Origin of the sequence: Pseudomonas sp. B21128 (assembly GCF_044218865.1) — a bacterium.
Lineage (GTDB): Bacteria > Pseudomonadota > Gammaproteobacteria > Pseudomonadales > Pseudomonadaceae > Aquipseudomonas > Aquipseudomonas iridis.
Map to the genome: position 1 here is coordinate 4,108,893 of NZ_CP162590.1, position 19,401 is coordinate 4,128,293.

Annotated in this window: 17 protein-coding genes; 7 read left to right on the forward strand and 10 right to left on the reverse strand. The window is 59.3% G+C overall.

Going from position 1 to position 19,401, the window contains the following annotated elements:
• Window positions 1–105 precede the first annotated feature (105 nt).
• The gene (locus tag AB4P91_RS18325) at window positions 106–1,959 is read left to right on the forward strand and encodes a polyurethanase (protein WP_395604976.1); all 1,854 of its coding nucleotides are present in this window, start codon (window positions 106–108) and stop codon (window positions 1,957–1,959) included.
• Between the two features lie 258 nt (window positions 1,960–2,217).
• Window positions 2,218–2,592: a hypothetical protein gene (locus tag AB4P91_RS18330; protein WP_395603367.1), complete on the forward strand. Its 375-nt coding sequence runs from the start codon at window positions 2,218–2,220 to the stop codon at window positions 2,590–2,592.
• Window positions 2,593–2,649: 57 nt separating this feature from the next.
• On the opposite strand, the gene AB4P91_RS18335 is transcribed toward AB4P91_RS18330, so the two are convergent.
• On the reverse strand, window positions 2,650–2,874 hold the full coding sequence (locus AB4P91_RS18335; RefSeq protein ID WP_150592566.1) for a YgdI/YgdR family lipoprotein: 225 nt from the start codon (window positions 2,872–2,874) through the stop codon (window positions 2,650–2,652).
• Window positions 2,875–3,068: 194 nt separating this feature from the next.
• Here AB4P91_RS18335 and AB4P91_RS18340 point away from each other — a divergent pair, with 194 nt between their 5' ends.
• The 4 genes from AB4P91_RS18340 to AB4P91_RS18355 all read left to right on the forward strand — a co-directional run bounded on the left by AB4P91_RS18340 (window position 3,069) and on the right by AB4P91_RS18355 (window position 9,575).
• A complete protein-coding gene (locus AB4P91_RS18340) occupies window positions 3,069–4,721 on the forward strand; it encodes a VRR-NUC domain-containing protein (protein WP_395603368.1) in 1,653 nt (550 codons plus the stop codon).
• Entirely contained in the window at window positions 4,718–7,036 is a 2,319-nt protein-coding gene (locus tag AB4P91_RS18345) for an ATP-dependent DNA helicase (RefSeq protein ID WP_395603369.1), read from the forward strand. Before AB4P91_RS18340 ends, AB4P91_RS18345 begins: the two co-directional genes overlap by 4 nt.
• Window positions 7,037–7,041: 5 nt before the next feature.
• The gene (locus AB4P91_RS18350) at window positions 7,042–8,961 is read left to right on the forward strand and encodes a PAS domain S-box protein (RefSeq protein ID WP_395603370.1); all 1,920 of its coding nucleotides are present in this window, start codon (window positions 7,042–7,044) and stop codon (window positions 8,959–8,961) included.
• Window positions 8,962–9,038: 77 nt separating this feature from the next.
• On the forward strand, window positions 9,039–9,575 hold the full coding sequence (locus AB4P91_RS18355) for a hypothetical protein (RefSeq protein WP_150591898.1): 537 nt from the start codon (window positions 9,039–9,041) through the stop codon (window positions 9,573–9,575).
• Window positions 9,576–9,808: 233 nt separating this feature from the next.
• On the opposite strand, the gene AB4P91_RS18360 is transcribed toward AB4P91_RS18355, so the two are convergent.
• From AB4P91_RS18360 to AB4P91_RS18385, 6 genes are all read right to left on the reverse strand, one after another.
• Window positions 9,809–10,105 (reverse strand): hypothetical protein, encoded by a 297-nt coding sequence (locus AB4P91_RS18360; protein ID WP_150596414.1) that lies wholly within the window; start codon window positions 10,103–10,105, stop codon window positions 9,809–9,811.
• Window positions 10,106–10,270: 165 nt separating this feature from the next.
• Window positions 10,271–11,617 (reverse strand): cation:proton antiporter, encoded by a 1,347-nt coding sequence (locus AB4P91_RS18365; protein ID WP_395603371.1) that lies wholly within the window; start codon window positions 11,615–11,617, stop codon window positions 10,271–10,273.
• 48 nt (window positions 11,618–11,665) lie between these two features.
• Window positions 11,666–12,277 (reverse strand): Yip1 family protein, encoded by a 612-nt coding sequence (locus tag AB4P91_RS18370; RefSeq protein ID WP_395603372.1) that lies wholly within the window; start codon window positions 12,275–12,277, stop codon window positions 11,666–11,668.
• A 119-nt stretch (window positions 12,278–12,396) separates the two neighbouring features.
• Window positions 12,397–13,254: an SDR family oxidoreductase gene (locus AB4P91_RS18375; RefSeq protein ID WP_150591894.1), complete on the reverse strand. Its 858-nt coding sequence runs from the start codon at window positions 13,252–13,254 to the stop codon at window positions 12,397–12,399.
• 146 nt (window positions 13,255–13,400) lie between these two features.
• The gene (locus tag AB4P91_RS18380; protein WP_395603373.1) at window positions 13,401–13,880 is read right to left on the reverse strand and encodes a DUF1348 family protein; all 480 of its coding nucleotides are present in this window, start codon (window positions 13,878–13,880) and stop codon (window positions 13,401–13,403) included.
• 54 nt (window positions 13,881–13,934) lie between these two features.
• Window positions 13,935–14,498, reverse strand: a complete 564-nt coding sequence (locus tag AB4P91_RS18385) for a TetR/AcrR family transcriptional regulator (RefSeq protein ID WP_395604977.1) — start codon at window positions 14,496–14,498, stop codon at window positions 13,935–13,937.
• 244 nt (window positions 14,499–14,742) lie between these two features.
• On the opposite strand from AB4P91_RS18385, the gene pssA reads away from it, so the two are divergent.
• Complete coding sequence (gene pssA / locus AB4P91_RS18390; RefSeq protein WP_150687280.1) at window positions 14,743–16,086, forward strand: CDP-diacylglycerol--serine O-phosphatidyltransferase; 1,344 nt, start codon at window positions 14,743–14,745, stop codon at window positions 16,084–16,086.
• 202 nt (window positions 16,087–16,288) lie between these two features.
• On the opposite strand, the gene AB4P91_RS18395 is transcribed toward pssA, so the two are convergent.
• The 3 genes from AB4P91_RS18395 to efeB all read right to left on the reverse strand — a co-directional run bounded on the left by AB4P91_RS18395 (window position 16,289) and on the right by efeB (window position 19,399).
• Entirely contained in the window at window positions 16,289–17,119 is an 831-nt protein-coding gene (locus tag AB4P91_RS18395) for a hypothetical protein (protein ID WP_150596409.1), read from the reverse strand.
• Between the two features lie 129 nt (window positions 17,120–17,248).
• Window positions 17,249–18,073 (reverse strand): iron uptake system protein EfeO, encoded by an 825-nt coding sequence (efeO, locus tag AB4P91_RS18400; protein WP_395603374.1) that lies wholly within the window; start codon window positions 18,071–18,073, stop codon window positions 17,249–17,251.
• Window positions 18,074–18,100: 27 nt separating this feature from the next.
• Entirely contained in the window at window positions 18,101–19,399 is a 1,299-nt protein-coding gene (gene efeB / locus AB4P91_RS18405) for an iron uptake transporter deferrochelatase/peroxidase subunit (RefSeq protein ID WP_395603375.1), read from the reverse strand.
• Window positions 19,400–19,401 lie beyond the last annotated feature (2 nt).

The following is a 19,401-nucleotide window of genomic DNA, read 5'->3' on the forward strand; positions in this document are numbered from 1 at the left end:
CTGTGAGAGCAGTAAGTAGTTTTGAAATACTCCGCGGCGTTCCGCGAGGGGCGCCCCGGCTGTGAGCTATCTCTGACAATTCCAACAAAAAGAGAGGCAATGGCAATGGGTGTGTATGACTACAAAAACTTCGGTACAGCCGATTCCAAGGCGTTGTTCAGTGACGCCATGGCCATCACGCTGTATTCCTATCACAACCTCGATAACGGCTTTGCCAGCGGTTATCAGCACAACGGTTTCGGCCTCGGTCTGCCGGCCACACTGGTTACCGCGCTGATTGGCGGCACCGATTCGCAAGGGGTCGTCCCCGGTATCCCGTGGAATCCCGATTCAGAAAAACTCGCCCTCGAAGCAGTGCAAAAGGCCGGTTGGACGCCGATCACCGCGTCGCAATTGGGCTACGACGGCAAGACTGACGCGCGCGGAACCTTCTTTGGCGAGAAGGCCGGTTACACCAGCGCCCAGGTGGAAATCCTCGGAAAGTACGACGCCCAAGGCCATCTCACTGAACTGGGCATTGCCTTTCGCGGCACCAGCGGCCCGCGAGAAAACCTGATCCTCGACGCCATCGGCGACGTCATCAACGACCTGCTCGCGGCCTTCGGTCCCAAGGACTACGCGAAGAATTACGTCGGTGAAGCCTTCGGCAATCTGCTCAATGACGTGGTCGCGTTCGCCACGGCAAACGGCCTCAGCGGCAAAGACGTGCTGGTCAGCGGCCACAGCCTCGGTGGATTGGCCGTCAACAGCATGGCGGACTTGAGCGGCAGCAAGTGGGGTGGATTCTTCAGTGACTCCAACTACATCGCCTACGCCTCGCCAACCCAGAGCAGCACCGACAAGGTGCTCAACGTTGGCTACGAAAATGACCCGGTGTTCCGCGCGCTCGACGGCTCGACCTTCACCGGCGCGTCGATTGGCGTACACGATGCGCCCAAGGAATCAGCCACCGACAACATCGTCAGCTTCAACGATCACTACGCCTCTAACGCCTGGAATGTGCTGCCGTACTCGATCCTGAATATTCCAGCCTGGATCTCGCACTTGCCGACGGCGTATGGCGACGGCATGAACCGGGTGATCGAGTCGAAGTTCTACGACCTGACCAGCAAGGACTCGACGATCATCGTCGCCAACCTGTCGGACCCGGCGCGGGCCAACACCTGGGTGCAGGACCTCAACCGCAACGCCGAAACCCACAAGGCCAGCACGTTCATCATCGGCAGCGACGGCAACGACCTGATCCAGGGCGGCAGCGGCCATGACTATCTCGAAGGTCGCGCCGGTAACGACACCTTTCGTGATGGCGGCGGCTATAACGTCATCCTCGGCGGCCAAGGCAGTAACACCCTCGACTTGCAGAAATCGGTAAACACCTTCGATTTCGCCAATGACGGCGCGGGCAATCTGTACCTGCGCGATGGCAATGGCGGGATCAGCATCACCCGCGACATCGGCAGCATCGTCAGCAAGGAGCCCGGCTTTCTCTGGGGTCTGTTCAAGGACGATGTGACCCACAGCGTCACGGCCAGCGGGTTGAAGGCTGGCAGCAATGTGACGGCGTACGAATCCAGCGTGAAGGGCACTCACGGCGCGGATACGCTAAAGGCGCATGCCAGCGGTGACTGGTTATTCGGGCTTGATGGCAACGATCATCTGATTGGCGGCGCGGGCAACGATGTGTTTGTCGGGGGCGCGGGCAATGACCTGATGACGTCGGGTGGCGGGGCGGACACGTTCCTGTTCAACGGCGCGTTCGGACAGGATCGGGTGGTGGGGTTTACCGCCAACGACAAACTGGTGTTTCTTGGGGTGCAGGGTGTTTTGCCCAGCGATGACTTCCGTGCTCATGCTTCGGCGGTTGGGCAGGACACGGTGCTGTCATTCGGTAATGATTCGGTGACGTTGGTGGGGGTGTCACTGAACAGCCTGAGTGGCGATGGCATTGTGATCGCCTGATGTTGATGGGGCTTCGGTAAAGACGCTTTCGCGAGCAGGCTCGCTCCCGCAGTGGATATGCGCTGAACACAAACCATGTGGCCGACCAGCAACCGGGTGGGAGCGAGCTGGCTCGCGAAGAACGATAACGCGGTATCAGAAGTGACTCGATGGCCATCATCTGACTCTCAACCTGTGCAAAACAGCAAAAGCGGCCTAAAGCCAGCACGTGCGCGCACGTTCTTTAGCTAGCCGCCATTGAGCACAGGAGATTCAAACGTGAAAGGTTTCAAAGGGTATGTCGGGATCGTGGGATCGGCGCTGTTATCGGCCAATGCCTGGGCCGATCTGCCTCAAAGCTCGATTCTGAGCCGTTACGGCATCACCACCGATGAATTGCCGGGCCCGGCGAAAACCGCAGTGGTTGAGCCGGTCGAAGAGAAAAGCCGCTTTCAGATCCAGCCCGAACAGCCCTTCGTGACCATTCGCCTGGGTGACGGCAAGCAGCCGCAGACCACCGGCAACCTGAGCATCGACCGCATGGCGCAGCAGGATCAGGAACGTTGCCAGCGTTTACAGGGCGAACTGGCCCGGCGTGGTGGGCAATATTTGCGTTGCGACAACACGATCCCCGGCATGACCCTGGATCACTAACACCGCTAATCCCGTGCAGGAGCAGCTTTCGGCAGATCCTGCACGGGTCGTGTTTAGTCAGTCTTCTTCGCGCACGGTCGCCACTTCAGCCGCTCGTACTTTCACCTTGGCGCCGGAAATATCCTCGAACTCATAGAAGCCGTCCTCGGTTTCGGTCTTCGGCATGTCCTTGGTCAAATACTGGGTGCCGTTCTGCAGGGTGACCACGGTCGGGCTTGCGCAACCGGCCAGTGTCAGCAAGGTCGCTACCGCGAGGGGAATGCCCAGCGTCTTGATATTCATACCCATTTCTAATTCCTTAATCCATGTGATTCCGAGCGATGTCGGTGTTCTAACGCGGTTGGTGCCATTCAACCAGAAAAAGTTCGATAGACCGGTGAAAAAATGCCATTGATCCTTTTCCGTTTGCGCCGGATGGGGCAGAGCTGGTATCTGTACGCATAACCAGTATTCGCTCCCCGTGGCCCAGAATTTCCGTGACTGCCAATCCACTCGACGATCCGTTCTATTACCTCAACAACTTCCGGCAAGTGCTTGAATGGCTTGAGCTTCGCTACGCCGATGTGATGGGCGAGGCAGAGCATGCATTCATGCGTGACTTCAAGGCGTTGCCGCGCGCTTCGCAGGGCTTGCTGGTGCGGTTGGTCATGCGCAAGGGTGCGCATTTTCGTGCCGGCAAACTCAACTACCCGGAAATCGGTGACATCGGCCAAGCGGCGCATCCGCTGCTGGAGCAGGGCTGGATCGACGAGCATGCAGCGCTGGAGATCACAGAGCTGTTTGACGTGCTGCTCAAAGCCGAAATCCTGCAAGCCTTCAGCGCTTTCATCGAGCAACCCAAAGGGCGCAAGGACGATTGGCTGCCGGCATTGGCCGAGCAGTTCACTGATGCGCGCACGCTGCGTGACTGGGCGCCGGCCATACAAGATCGCCTGTTCAGCCTGACCATCATGGACCTGTGCGACCGTTTGCGGTTGCTGTTCTTTGGCAACCTGTATCAGGACTGGTCGGAGTTCGTGCTGGCCGACCTTGGCATCTTCACCTATGAAAAAGTCGAGTTCTGCGCCGATTCCCGTGGTTTGCGCAGCCGTGAAGACGTCGATGCCTGCCTGTTTCTGCACCAATGCCAATTGCGCTTCGAGGCGGGTGAACCGCTGGAAGCCATTGTTGAGCAGGTCAGCGCTTTGCATTTCGCCAACCCGTGGCTGGAGCGCCGACGCGCCAAGGTGTTGTTTCAGATCGGCCAATATTGCGAGCGCATCAGCGAGTTTGCCCTGGCGCTGGACATTTACCGGACGTGCGCCTATCCCGGTGCGCGATTGCGCATGATCCGGGTCTTGGAGCGTTGTGGCGAATACGACTTGGCGCTGGAACTCGGCACGCTGGCCGAACAGGCGCCGCAAAGCGCCACCGAACAGCAAGGCCTGCAACGCATCCTGCCCCGACTGCGGCGCAAACTCGGCGGCCCGCCGCTCAAACGGCTGGCACCGCGACCGGTGGAGCGTCTGGATCTGCATTTGCCGCGCACCGATCCGGCGCGGTCTGTGGAGTTTCATGTGCAGGCGCATCTGCACGACGACGAGGGCCCGGTGCACTATGTGGAAAACAGCCTGATCAACTCGTTGTTCGGTCTGTTGTGCTGGCCGGCGATTTTCGCGCCGCTGCCGGGGGCGTTCTTTCACCCATTCCAGCGCGGCCCGGTTGATCTGCTCAATGAAGATTTTCAGCAACGCCGCGCCGAGTTGTTCCACGCCTGCCTCACCGAACTGGACGACGGCCGATATGCCGATACCATCCGCCAGCGATTCGTCGCCAAGTGGGGCGTGCAGTCGCCGTTCGTGTTCTGGGGCGCGTTGAATGAAACGCTGCTGGAGCAAGCGCTGGCCTGTTTGCCTGCGGCCCACCTCAAACACTGGTTCAGCCGCTTGCTGCTGGACATCAAGGCCAACCGCGCCGGGATGCCCGACCTGATCCAGTTCTGGCCGCAGCACAAAACCTACCGGATGATCGAAGTCAAAGGCCCGGGTGACCGCTTGCAGGACAACCAGCTGCGTTGGCTGGAGTTCTGCCATGAGCACCAGATGCCAGTGGCCGTGTGTTACGTGCAATGGGCGGAGCAGAGCGCTTGAGCTACAGCATTGCGGTGCGGGCGCTGTGCGAGTTCACCGCCAAGACTGGCGATCTCGACTTGCGCTTCACGCCCTCACCGACGGCACTGGAAGGCATTGCCGGCCATCGCACCGTGGCCTCGCGGCGCAGTGACAATTACCAGAGCGAAGTGGCGCTGGAAGGCACGTTCCGCCAATTGAAGGTCAAGGGCAGGGCGGATGGCTACGATCCGGCGCAGAATTGCCTGGAGGAAGTCAAAACCTACCGGGGCGACCTGAGCAAGCAACCGGCCAATCATCGGCAGTTGCACTGGGCGCAGGCGAAGGTTTACGGCTGGCTGATGTGCCGCAAGCTTGATCTTGCGCAGATCAACGTCGCGCTGGTGTATTTCGACATCGTCAGCGAGAAGGAAACCTGTCTGGTCGAAGCGTTCAGCGTCGAGGCCTTGCAGGTTTTTTTCGAGCAGCAATGCAGCCTGTTTCTGTACTGGGCCGAACAGGAAATGGCCCACCGCGAGGCGCGCAATCTGGCCGCGCAGCAACTGGCCTTTCCCCATGCAGACTTTCGTCCCGGTCAGCGCCATCTGGCCGAATCGGTGTTCAAGGCGATCAGCACCGGTCGCTGTCTGATGGCGCAGGCCCCGACCGGGATCGGCAAAACCCTCGGCACGCTGTTTCCGATGCTCAAGGCTCTGGCGCCGCAGCAACTGGACAAGGTGTTCTTTCTCACCGCCAAGACACCCGGGCGCAAACTGGCGCTGGATGCCAGCCAGGTGTTGTTCGACCAATCGGCAACCTTGCCGTTGCGCGTGTTGGAGATGGTCGCGCGGGACAAAGCCTGCGAACACCCGGACAAGGCGTGCCACGGCGAATCCTGCCCATTGGCCCAAGGCTTTTATGACCGCTTGCCCGCTGCCCGTGAAGCGGCCAGTCGCATCAACCTGCTCGATCAAGCCGCGATGCGGGAAGTCGCCGCGCAGCATACGGTCTGTCCCTATTACCTGAGTCAGGAGATGGCGCGCTGGGCGGATGTGGTGATCGCCGACTACAACTATTACTTCGATTTCAGCGCATTGCTGTTCGGCCTGGCGCAGCTCAATCAGTGGAAAGTCGCCGTGCTGGCAGACGAGGCGCACAACCTGGTCGAGCGCGGCCGGCAGATGTACAGCGCCAGTCTCGATCAGGCGACGCTGGGCAGCGTGCGCAAAACCGCGCCCGCACCACTGAAAAATTCGCTGCAACGGGTCAATCGCGAATGGAACGCGCTGCATGCGCCGCAACTGGCGGCTTATCAGGCCTACGACAAAGCCCCGGAAAAGCTCTTGCAGGCGATTTCCCTGTGTTGCGCAGCGATTGGCGATTACCTCAATGACCATCCGCAGGGTCTCGACAGCGGTTTGCAAAACTTCTATTTCGACTTGCTGCAATTTGGCCGGGTGGCGGAGCTGTACGACGCGCATTACCTGTTCGACATCAGCAAGCGCGACCTCGACCGCAAACGTCCGCTGTCGCAGCTGTGTTTGCGCAATGTGGTACCGGCGGCGTTCATCGGCCCACGCCTGAAGGCGGCGCGCAGCAGCGTGCTGTTTTCCGCGACCCTGAGCCCCCGCAACTATTACGCCGACTTGCTCGGTACGCCCGCCGACACCGTGTGGATCGACGTCGAATCGCCGTTCAGCGCCGAGCAGTTGCAGGTGCAGATCGTCAGTCGTATCTCGACGCGCTTCAACCATCGCCAGGCATCGCTAGAACCGATCGTCGAGCTGATCGCCCGCCAGTTCAGCGAACGGCCGGGCAACTACCTGGCGTTCTTCAGCAGTTTCGATTACCTGCAACAAGTGGCGACGTTGCTGGCCGAACGGCACCCGCACATTCCCCTGTGGCAGCAATCGCGGGGCATGGTCGAAGGGGCGCGACAGGCGTTTCTCGATCAGTTCACCGCCGACAGCCGGGGCGTCGGCTTTGCGGTGCTGGGCGGTGCGTTTGGTGAAGGCATCGATTTGCCGGGCGCACGCTTGATCGGCGCATTCATCGCCACCCTTGGGCTGGCCCAGCTCAACCCTGTCAATGAACAACTGAAGCGGCGCATGGCAGCGATCTTTGGCGCCGGCTACGACTACACCTATCTTTACCCCGGCGTGCAGAAAGTGGTGCAGGCCGCCGGCCGGGTGATTCGCACCCGCGAAGATCGCGGGGTGGTGATGCTGATCGACGACCGCTTTGCCGAAAGCCGCATTCAACAACTGTTGCCGCGCTGGTGGGCAATCAAAAATGAGGCGCCGGCTTCCCAATTCGCAGGATTGCCGCATACTTCCGTTCATGACAACGGCTGGTGAGTGTGATGAGCGAAAACAACAGGACCGCAGCGATTGAGGAGATGCGTTTCAGGCTTCTGATCGATGCGGTCGTCGACTATGCGATCTACATGATCGACCCCGACGGCATCATCACCAGTTGGAACTCCGGCGCCAAACGCTTCAAGGGGTATGAAGAAGCGGAAATTATCGGTGAGCACTTTTCGCGTTTTTATACCGCCGATGATCGCGCAGCCGGCTTGCCGCAACGGGCACTCGATACGGCGATCGGCGAAGGGCGCTTCGAAGGCGAAGGCTGGCGCGTGCGCAAGGACGGCACCAACTTCTGGTCTCATGTGGTCATCGACCCGATCATCGACCCCAATGGCAAGCTGCTGGGTTTCGCCAAGATCACTCGTGACCTCACCGACCGCAAGATGGCCGAGGAAACCCTCAAGCAAAGCGAACAGCAGTTTCGTCTGCTGGTGCAGGGCGTCACCGACTATGCGATCTACATGCTCAGCCCCGAAGGTCGGGTGAGCAACTGGAACCAGGGCGCCCAACGGATCAAAGGTTATCTGCCGGAAGAAATCATCGGTCAGCATTTTTCGATTTTCTATACCCCCGAGGACCGCGAGCGCGGCGAGCCGCAGCGGGCGCTGGCGATAGCCACCGAAACAGGCCGCTTCGAGAATCGCAGCTGGCGTGTGCGCAAGGACGGCACGCAATTTCTGGCGCACGTGGTGGTCGATGCGATTCGCGGTGAAACCGGCACGTTGCTCGGTTTTGCCAAGATCACCCGCGACGTGACCGAAGCCCATCAGGCCCAGCAGTCGCTGGAAAAGACCCGCGAGGCGCTGGCCCAGGCGCAGAAGATGCAAGCGATCGGTCAGCTCAGTGGCGGCATAGCGCATGACTTCAACAACCTGCTGACGGTGATTCTCGGCAATCTGGAGATCGTCCAGAAACGCATTGGCGACGACCCGAAAATCATCCGCCTGTTGGAGAACGCCACTCAAGGCGCTCTGCGCGGCGTGTCACTGACCCAGCGCATGCTCGCATTCGCCCGGCGTCAGGAACTCAAGACCGAGTCGGTGGACATACCGCAACTGGTGCAAGGCATTACTGGCTTGCTTCGCAGCTCGCTGGGGCCGGGCATTCGCATCGATACGGATTTTCCCGAAGTGCTGGAACCGGTGTTGGCGGACGTCAACCAACTCGAACTGGCGCTGCTCAACCTGGCTACCAACGCGCGCGACGCCATGCCCGAGGGCGGGAGCGTGACCATTGCCGCGCGACGCGAAGTCGTGCTTGAACTCGGTCATGCGGAATTGGCGGCGGGGCGTTACATTTGCCTGAGCATGACTGACACCGGCGAAGGCATGGACGCACAGACGCTCGCTTCGGCCCGCGACCCGTTTTTCACCACCAAAGGCGTAGGCAAAGGCACTGGCCTGGGTTTGTCGATGGTGCATGGCTTCCTTGAACAGCTCGGTGGCCGCTTTATCCTCAAAAGTGAAAAGGCCACCGGTACTACCGCCGAACTGTGGATTCCGGTGGCCGGCGAGGGCACGACGGTGAAGCCATTGTTCCCGCCGGCCGCTCCGATTGTTGTACCGCGGCTAAGCGTGTTGGTGGTGGACGACGACTCGTTGGTGCTGACCAGCACCAGTCTGTTGCTCGAAGACCTCGGCCACCGCGTGGTCAGCGCAACCTCCGGCACTGAGGCGCTGGCGTTGTTCGACCGCGGCGAGGTCATCGACCTGATGATTACCGACATGGCCATGCCGCACATGAGCGGCGCGCAACTGGCCCACGCGGTGCGGGTGCTCAAACCTGATCTGCCGATCGTTCTGGCCACCGGTTACGCCGAGCGCCTTGAAGGCTTTGCCGCGCAGTTGCCGCGCCTGCCAAAACCGTTCACGCAGTTGAATCTGGTGGAGATCATTGCCCTGTCGATGAAATGAGCTTCGCAGATATTCGGCTGAACTAGTGTGGGGCAGGGGGTTTCTAAGTTTTTTACCTGCCCCGGAGCCCGCGTCTCGTGTCTCGCATATTGACCCACCCGTCCGCTGAAGAAATCCAGACCGAACATGATGCCAAGATGTTCGGTTCACCCAAGGAACGTCTGGACTTCTATCGGCGCGAAATCCAGTACGAAACCAGCATCCTCGCCAATCGCACCGATGCCTATCTGGCGGCGCAATCGTTCCTGGTGATTGCTTTTGCTTCGTGCATGTCCAACCTCAACCCGGAATGGGGCAAGTTGTTTACCTTGGTAGTACCACCGTTCCTGGCGCTGTTGGGGCTGCTCAGCTCGCTCAACGCCTGGCCCGGGATTCGTGCGGCGTACGACATCATCGACCACTGGCACTTCAAGCAGAGCAACCTGCTGCAGAGCGAGCCTTTGATGGGCCTGGCGTATGACGAATCACCCTTGTTCAGCGAGATGGAGTCGAGCCACAAGGGCTACCGTAAATCGCTGTTGTTCTCGGTGCGCACCCCGTGGATTTTTGCCACGTTCTGGGTGATGTTGGGCAGTTATGCGGTGTTTATCCAGGTAACGAATCCTGGAGGCTAGGTTTTAGCTACCAGAGCCGAAGATCAACAGCCCCTCACCCCAGTTCTCTCCCAGAGGGAGAGGGAGCGGATCTTGGTCGTGTTCAGAAGTTGAGTTCGAAATGACATTCAAGTTGCGCACCGGCTTTTCAGCACCTGAGTTCGACTCGGTATTGCACGTCGGCGTAACGCTGAAAAACAACGCGGTCAGTCCCCTCTCCCTCGGGGAGAGGGTTAGGGTGAGGGGCTTTTCAGCTACTCCGCCGTCTCCAACTCCCGACGCAACCCCTGCGAATTCTGCACCGACATCGGAATCGGCGGGAAATCCTCGTTCAGCAAGCACAGATGCTCAATCGCATCGGCAAACTTCACATCGGCTTTTCGGCGTAAGGCCCGATAGTGCTCAAACAGTTCAGCGTCCAGTTGCCCGGACTCGAGTAACTGATGCGCCGCTCGATTAAGCGCCTGCGCTTCTTCGAACAATTGACGATTGCGTTCCAGGGCCACAGCCCTGCAAGCCTTGATCTGCGCGGGAGTCGAGCATTCTTTCATGACCATAACCTTGTATGTCGGGATTCCTTTTCAAGGGGCGCAATGCCGCAGGGGAACCTAACCTGCCGTGCCCCGTCGCAAGGTGCGGCGGGGGTTAAAGTTGTGACCGCTGACAATTGCTGAGCGATCCATTTTTTTCGCAAGAATTTCAAGGTCCCAAGACGGTTATTGCGGGGAACGCTTTTTGCGCTGTTCATATCGCGCAAGGATCGGCTGCGTACTGAATCCGTGCAGCAAAATACTCAGGGCCACCACTGACAGTGTCAGGTCCGTACACAGCGTGGCCACTGAATCGCTCAGCCCATGATTCAAGGCGTAAAACAGATAGAACAGGCTGCCGATCCCGCGTATGCCGAACCAGCCGATCAGCAAACGCTGGCGTTTCTCCAACAAAGAACCCCACGGCATCAGCGCAACACAAAGCGGGCGAATCAGGCAGAACAACACAGCGCCCACCAGTAAGGCCCGCCAGTCCCAATGCGTCACCAGCACTACGCCCAGCAGCGTGACCAGAAACACTTCCAGCGCACGTTCGACCAGACCGCCGAACGACAACATGTCGCCCATCATGATTCCGGCAGCCACCTGGCTGTCCTCCAGTCGTTCGGTGTCGCCATGCACCGCGTGCTGCGGATCCGCGTTCAGATGGCCCACAACCGGTTGCACCAGGTGCTCGGCAGGCGGCTGGCTGGCACCGGTGGATTTGACTTCCACCTGGCGCAGGCCCAGACCTGCGGCAAAAACCGAAAGAAAGCCATAGCCACCGATGGTTTCGGCCACGACATAGGCCAGCGCGATCAACGCCAGCGCCAGATAGTCGTTGGGGCTCAGCGTGCTGTCTTCGTTGTGGATACGTAATGACAGCGTTACGCGTCCAATGCCTCGGCCCATCCAATAACCGGTCAGCAACCCGGCGGGCACCGCCCATAGCACACTGCGCAAAACCCAGCTCTGCCATAGTCCGGTACTGCTATCGCCCTGCAACAACAGCAACCCGAGGATAACGAAGGGGAACGCGATACCATCATTGAGTCCAGCCTCGCCGGACAGACCGAAGCGCACACTGTCGACATCGCGCGCATCGTTAACCTGGACCAACGCGGCAAGCACCGGGTCAGTCGGCGCCAATATCGCACCGATCAGCAAAGAAGGCCCCCACGGCAACTGCAAACCCCAGTGCAACAGAGCGCAGACGCCGGCGATGGTGAGCACCATAACGGGCCCCGCCAAGCCAAACGCGATCCGCCAACGTTTATCGCGTAACGGCAGTCGCAGCTTCAGTCCGCAGACGAATAACGAAAAGAGCACTGCCACTTCCGTCAGGTGTTCCATCCACAGTGACGCGTCTTCCAGCGACAGTTTCAGCAAGTCGAGCCCGCTCGGGCCGATGCATACGCCCAGCAGCAAACACACGGCGGAGGTGGTGACCGGCATCCAGCGCAGGTACGAGGACGTCAGTGCCAGGGTCAGCAATACGGCACCGAGCACGGCGACCCACACGGTAAAACTCATGATTGCCCACCCGAAAGGGCCGGATTCATCGCGCCGACGCGCCCGGCGTTAACCAACGGGAGCGCGCAGGTATTCAGGGCTAAGGACGTTGAACCAGACCAGAATCATTTCTACCAGTATCGTCACCAGAACCAGCAAGCCGACAGCCCAGACACAAGCGGAGTACAACAACCCTTGCTCTTTACGCTCATGCATGAAGGTGGGGAGGCCGACGAACAGCAAAAAGGTCGAATAAACACCCGCAGCGCCCAGGACCAGAATCGCCAGCCAGCGGCTGGGGTAGAGCCCGGCAAAACCGGCGATGAAAAACGGCGTCACGGTGTAAGCGGCAAAACCGATGCATTGATTGAGCGTCGGCCGGGCATCAAATGTGCGCGACATCCAGCGGATGAACGCGCCAATCAGTACCACGCCAACGATTATTGTCAGGTACAGCAGGACACAAAGCTGCAGGGCACTGGCGGCGCTGAGCTTGACCGTTTCGCCCACCGCCAGGCTCCAGCCGACATAGGTCGTGCCAATGAACAGGCATACCGGAGAAATCAGCGCGAGTAAAAGCAGATGCGCAAGATAATGGCGGGGGTGGGCCTCTTCTTCGCGGCGAATGTCGGTCCAGGCGAAGTTGGGCTGGGTGAACAGTTTGATGATAGGTGCGGACATGATGACCTCCTGATCTCTCGCGAGCCGACGAGGCCCTAAAAATATTGAGAGGCGGCAAGTGGCCGGGTTCATTTTTTTTAATCCGCCCTGTGGGAGCCGAACTCCCACAGGGTCAGCGGTCAGAGCATCGGTTTACCGCCGGTCACGCCATAGCGTTGGCCGGTGATGTAGCTCGCTTCGTCGGATGCCAGCAAAACGTAGATCGGGGCAACTTCCACAGGCTGTCCGGGGCGCCCCAGCGGGGTGTTACCACCGAAGTTCTGCACTTCTTCATCAGGCATGGTCGAGACGATCAGCGGCGTCCAGATCGGCCCCGGCGCCACGCAGTTCACGCGAATTTCCTTGGGCCCGAGCATCTGCGCCAGACCTCCGGTGAAGTTGGCGATCGCCCCTTTGGTGGTGGCGTAAGCCAGCAGGCTCGGCTTCGGCATGTCCGAATTGACTGAGCTGGTATTGATGATCGACGCGCCGGGGCGCATGTGTTTGATCGCCGCCTGACACAGGCGGAAAATCGCCGTGATGTTGACGTCGAAGGTCATCACCCATTCGTCGTCGGGGATGTCTTCGAAGTTTTCGTGGGTCATCTGGAACGCGGCATTGTTGACCAGCACGTCGATACGGCCGAAGCGTTCAATGGTTTGATCGACCAGGTCCTGGCAATGTGACTTTTGCGCGAGGTCACCCGACAGCAACAGGCATTGGCGACCGGCCTGTTCGACCCAGCGTGCGGTTTCCTTCGCGTCTTCGTGTTCATCGAGGTAAGCGACGACAACGTCAGCGCCTTCACGGGCAAAGGCAATGGCCACAGCGCGGCCGATGCCGCTGTCGCCGCCAGTGATCAGGGCGATCTTGCCGGCCAGGCGGCCCGAGCCGACGTAGCTTTGCTCGCCACAATCAGGGTACGGCTCCATTTTGCGTTGCGAACCGGGGACGGATTGGGCCTGCGCAGGGAAGGGTGGTTTTGGATAATCGGTCATCGTAGGTCTCCGAGTCTCATGGCGGGTATGGCTGGTTGACCCGGCAGGTTTGCCATGAGTTCGATCGGATTTGTGCTGACGATTTTATGAGAATAAAAACCTGAAGGAGTGAGCAGGCCCACTCCCGCATGTAGAACGGTGTTGAATTACAGACCAAGCGCCGACAGCCCCGGATGATCATCCGGCCGGCGGCCCAGCGGCCAGTGGAACTTGCGCTCGCTTTCCTGAATCGGCATGTCGTTGATGCAGGCATAGCGCTGGAACATCAGACCGTTGTCGTCGAACTCCCAGTTCTCGTTTCCGTAGGAGCGGAACCAGTTGCCCGAATCGTCATGCCACTCATAGGCATAGCGCACCGCAATGCGCGTGTCCGAGTAGGCCCAGAGTTCCTTGATCAGCCGGTAATCCAGCTCTTTCGCCCATTTACGGGTGAGAAAGGCTTTGGCCTCTTCCCGGTTGTTGGCGAACTCGGCGCGGTTGCGCCATTTCGTCTCGAGGGTGTAGGCCAGTGAGACCCTCTCGGGATCACGGGAATTCCAGCCGTCTTCGGCCAGGCGAACTTTCTCGATGGCCGATTCAAGGTTGAAGGGTGGCAATGGCGGACGTACCTGAGCGGCAGTAGACATAATCAGTCTCCCGATAGATTCAACGTTTAACAACTTGTCAGGCTTATTAAGGCGTTACAGGTCCAATAACTTACGCGCCATGCATTGCGCATTATCGGCGGCACTGTGATCACCCATCACAAGCGCTACGGTAATGGCGCCGTCAATCAGGATCAGCAGCTGTTTGGCCAGCAACTGCGGGTCCTTGGCGCCATGTTCGGTACACAGCTCGCACACGTAGTCGAGCAGCTTCTGTTTGTGTTCCCTGGCGACCAGACGCACCGGATCTTGCGCGTCGCCGGTCTCCCCACTGGTGTTGATAAAAGCGCAGCCGCGGAAACCTTCCGAGGTAAACCAGCCCTTGAGCACGGTAAACAGGTTGAGCAGGCGATCGGCCGGGGTTTCGGCCTGATCGACAGCGCTCCGGTACCAGTGCATCCAGCGCACGTCGCGGCGCTGCAGGGCGGCGGTCACCAACTCGTCTTTATTGGTGAAGTAGCGGTAGATGCTTTTTCTGGAGACACCAGCGGTTTTCACCAGGAGATCCATGCCCGTGGAGGCGATGCCACTTTTATAGATCAGCTTTTCGGTGACATCCAGAATGATGTCGCGGGTTGAAGTGTCAGTGATTTTGTTCATGTTGCGAACAGTAGAACGGACGTTCTTCATGGTCAAGCTGATATTTTCTTTACGGGTTGAAAAGCTTTCGCGAGCAAGCTCGCTCCCACAGGGGATTGGCGGTGTATTGGAGAGGGTGGCCATTGTCCAAGACACTGTGGGAGCGAGCTTGCTCGCGAAGAGGCCATTACAGACACTAACAAGACCCGCAGGGATTGATGGTGTAAGCTCTCGGGTTCTTCGGATTCGACCCATTGCGAGCCCTATGCCGTTGCTCTTCAAACGCTCTCTGCTGCCTAAACTGCGCAGCTTTCCGCTGACCGCCGAGGCCGTGACCATTTTGTCCGGCGCCGCCGAGTTCCGCCGTTGCCTGCTGGAGAAAATCGCTGCGGCGACCCAGCGCATCTATGTCGTCGCGCTGTATTTGCAGCAAGACGAAGCCGGTCAGGAAATCCTTGATGCCTTGCACGCCGCCAAACTTGCGCGTCCCGAGCTGGAAATCGCCGTGGTGGTCGACTGGCTGCGCGCCCAGCGCGGGCTGATCGGTGCCGGCAAGCAACCGGGCAATTCGGCGTGGTATCAGGAAATGACCCGCACCCACCAGAGCGAAGTGCCGGTCTACGGTGTACCGGTGCAGACCCGCGAACTGTTCGGCGTGCTGCATTTGAAGGGCTTCGTGATCGACGATTGCGTGGTCTACAGCGGCGCCAGCCTAAACAACGTTTACCTGCACAAGTTCGACAAGTACCGTTTCGACCGCTATCACGTTCTGCAGAGCCCTGAGCTGGCGGACTCGATGCATCACCTGGTCAAGCACGGCCTGATCGAATCCAAAGCGGTGCATCGCCTCGACCTGCCGAATCTGCCGACCACCCGCAGCCTGCGTAACGACATCGGCGATCTGCGCAGCCGCCTCAAGCACGCAGCGTACGACACCAGTGCCGGCAGCACCGCCAGAGAAGGTTTATCGGTCAGTCCATTGCTGGGCGTGGGCAAGAACAACCCGCTCAACCGGGCGATTCTCGAATTGATCGCCAGTGCGCAAAAGCAGCTGACCATTTGCACGCCTTACTTCAACCTGCCGCTGGGGGTGATCCGTGAGATCAACCGCGCGCTGGCACGGGGCGTGAAGATCGACATCGTGGTTGGCGACAAGACCGCCAACGACTTCTACATCCCGCCGAGCGAGCCGTTCAGGGTGATCTCGGCGCTGCCGTACCTATACGAGATCAGCCTGCGCCGGTTCGCCAAACGCCATCAGCGCAGCATCGACAGTGGTCAGTTGAACCTGCACCTGTGGCGTGACGGCGACAACACCTATCACCTCAAGGGCATGTGGATCGACCAGCGCTATACGCTGCTGACCGGCAACAACCTTAATCCACGGGCGTTCCGCCTGGACCTGGAAAATGCGTTGTTGATCGATGATCCGAAAGGCGAGTGGGTGGACCCGCGAGCGCAGGAGCTGGAGGCGATCTTCCGCCACACTTCGCGGATTTCCAGCTTCCACGACCTGGAGACCTTGCCGGAATACCCGGCCGGGGTGGCGAAGTTTCTCAAGCGCGTGAGCCGGGTCAGAATCGAGCGGTTGCTTTACCGGATTTTGTAAGCTGACCGGATGATGCGGCGAGCCTGCTGACGCCATCGCCGGCAAGCCAGCTTCCACAGGTCTGGCCGGTGTTCACAGAATCTGTGTGCACTGCAAGCCCTGTGGGAGCTGGCTTGCCAGCGATGAGTCCCTGGAAAACCCTGCAAAACTAAATTCAAACCTTACTTCCCACGCAACGTGGAAGGATCTTCGGCCCGCGTATCTACTTGGCCGCAGTCGATGGCAGCCCGTGGTCTTTCGCGCAACGTCGACGTTCAAAAGGCGTCATGAAGGCTTGCCGGTTGCTGACCACCAGTACGGAATCATCATCCCTGCGGATAATGTGTTCCTCGGCGCCAGGTATTACGCAAGGGTCATGAGCGTACATTTCGTACCTGGCCGCAAATACCCAACCTACCGATTTCAGGCCAGACTCATACCACGGGATGAGCTGAAGAATCCCCGAGACCAACGTCACGACCCCCAGAATGCGCATATAGATCACTAAGTGGAGCCACAGCGCGGACCCGCCTTTAAAGCGGGGCATGACTGTCGGTAGCACACTTTTGACCATTGATTGAAGCCCGACCAGAAGGGCCTGGGCGATGACAACGACGTAAACCAGCATCAAGACCATCAGCAAGATTGCCAATGCTGAAAGTGGCGTAAGAAATGCGATTGTGTAAGGAAAAAGTGAAGGAGGAGCTCCAGTGACCTCGTTGACTATTGTCGACGCGTAAGCCGCCGAAAAAGCTAACGACATCGCCAGAACCCCCGCAAGCACACCCCGTAAAGCCCATGACGAGTCTTGCCAGGTTTTTATGCGAGTAGCCCAGGCGTACATTTCGAGCAGCAGCGCCAGCCCGGAAAAGAACTTTGCCAGCCCTAAAAGTATCAGGTTGGGGAGGCTATTGAGCGACTCCAGGGGTTCGACAAAGGCATAAATAACGAAGATGATCCCGAACATCATCGCAAGGCTGTAGAGCTTGATGCTCAGCGGTGCTTCGATCCAACTGATTACGAATTCGATCAGGCTGACGAGTTTCTTTTTCAAAGCGGTTTAAAGTCCATTTTGTTAGCCGCGAGCCACTCTCGAAACCTTTCGAAGCGAATTATGGCGTAAACCCTACAGTGCCCGCATCGGCTCATTTGCTGTCGTCAGACGCGGGCAACTTTCCATGGCTCAGTTAATACCCAACTTCCCACGCAACGTGGAAAGATCTTCCGCCAAGGTATTCACCGGCCCGACCAGCGCCTTGCGGTCGTTATCCTTGACCTTGTCATACGTCTCAAACCCGCCATCCTGGGTCTTGTACCGGGCCAGCACCTTGTTGACGGTGGCGAAGTTCTTGTCGACTTTCGCTATGAAAGCCTGGTCCTGCTGCTCGATCTGCGGACGGAACAAATCGACGATTTTCTTCGCGCCGTCGATGTTGCCCTGAAAGTCATACAGGTCGGTGTGGCTGTAGCGATCTTCCTCGCCAGAGATCTTCGTTGCGGCCACTTCTTCCAGCAGCGCAGCCGCACCGCCCAGCACTTTTTCCGGCGGGAAGGTCAGGCCGGCCACGCGGGTTTGCAGGTCTTGCACGTCTTTGTTCAAGCCATCCGCCAGTGCATCGAGGCCCTGGGTGCTCTTTTCCGAAAACAGCGAATATTCGATGCGGTGGAAACCGGTGAAATCCTCAGCCTTCACGCCGTTCTCGTGATCATCGACGCGAGAATCGATGGACGCATCGAGGTCACTGAACAGCTCGGCAATCGGCTCGATCTTCTCGTAGAAGACGCGGGTCGGTGCGTAGAGTTTTTGCGCGGCTGCCAGGTCGCCTTTCTTCACGGCATCGGTGAATTGCTGGGTGTGGCTGGCCAGTTCTTCGAGTTGTTCGGTGACGTAGATCTTGTAGTCCGACACCGGCCCGACCAGATCCAGCGGTGCTGTCGCGGCGAATGCCGACAGCGGGGTGTTGAGCAATCCGAGGGTCAGCAATAACGCGAGTGGCGTCTTTTTCATGGGGGCGGCTCCAGTGTTGAAGTTGTTTTATGCAGCTGTTTTGGGTTGTGTGGCGTTGAGCAACGAGCGACCGATAAAGTCCTTGTCGCCCGTCACACCCGGCAGGGTGAAGAAGTAACCGCCGCCGACCGGTTTGAGGTATTCCTCCAGCGGTTCGCCGTTGAGGCGGGTCTGCACGGTAATGAAGCCTTTTTCCAGATCGGCCTGGTAACAGATGAACAGCAGGCCCATGTCGAGCTGGCCGTTCCTGTTGACGCCATTGGAATAGTTGAACGGTCGACGCAGGATCAGGTTGGCCTGGCTGGCGGCGGTGCGCGGGTTGGCCAGGCGAATGTGCGCGTCGAGCCTGGTCAGCTTGCCTTCCGGGTCTTTGCTGTAATCCGGGACCTCGCTTTCGTGGTGCCCTCCCATTGGCGCGCCGGTGTTCTTGGTCCGACCGAAAATGCTTTCCTGCTCCTGCAACGGTGTGCGATCCCAGCGTTCGACGAAGTTGCGGATGATCCGTACCGCTTGGTAACTGCCGTGCGCCGCCCAGGCCGGTTCGTCGCTGCCCGGTTGCACCCATACCAGGCGATCCATGGCTTTGTCGTCGTTGGAATCGGGGTTGGCCGAGCCGTCACGGAAACCCAGGAAGTTACGCGCCGATTGCGCCGGCACACCGGGCTTGGCCGGGGCTTGCGGCGGCACGCTGCCTTCCTGCTTCCAGCGCACCAGCAACAGGTCCGGCAGGTTCTTGACGATGTCGCGCAGGGCGTGGATGTTGGTGTCGGCGGTGTTGGCGCAGAACTGCAGACTCAAGTCGCCGTGGCAGCCATCGGCCTCCAGCGCATCGTTGGGAAAACCGACCATGCGTTGCAGACGCTTGGGTTTGGCGTCTGCCAGGCCGAAGCGCTCATCGAACAGCGATTCGCCCACCGACACGGTGATGGTCAGGTTGTCCGGGGTGACGACCGGGCCGAGGATGCCGGAGTCTGGCGGCGGTAGCTTCGGATCGATCTGCGCGACCGCTCCGCCCTTCATCAGGAAGGCGATGCGCTCGTTGAGCGTGCGGAACAGTCGCTCGAGATCTTCGCGATCGCTGGCCAACACATCGAACGCCACCAACATGCCCGATGCCGGGCGCGGGGTAACGATGCCGGTTTGATGCACACCGTGGAAAGCGTGATGGTCTTCGGTCTTGTCGCTGCTCGGTGCTTCGGTGACTTGTGCAGGTACGGCAGCCATGGCCGGGCAGCTGAGGGCCGATCCGGCCAGTGCGACACCGGCAGCGCCCATGCCCATCAGTACACGGCGGCGTTGCAGGTTGAGGGGTTCTGAATCTTTCATCG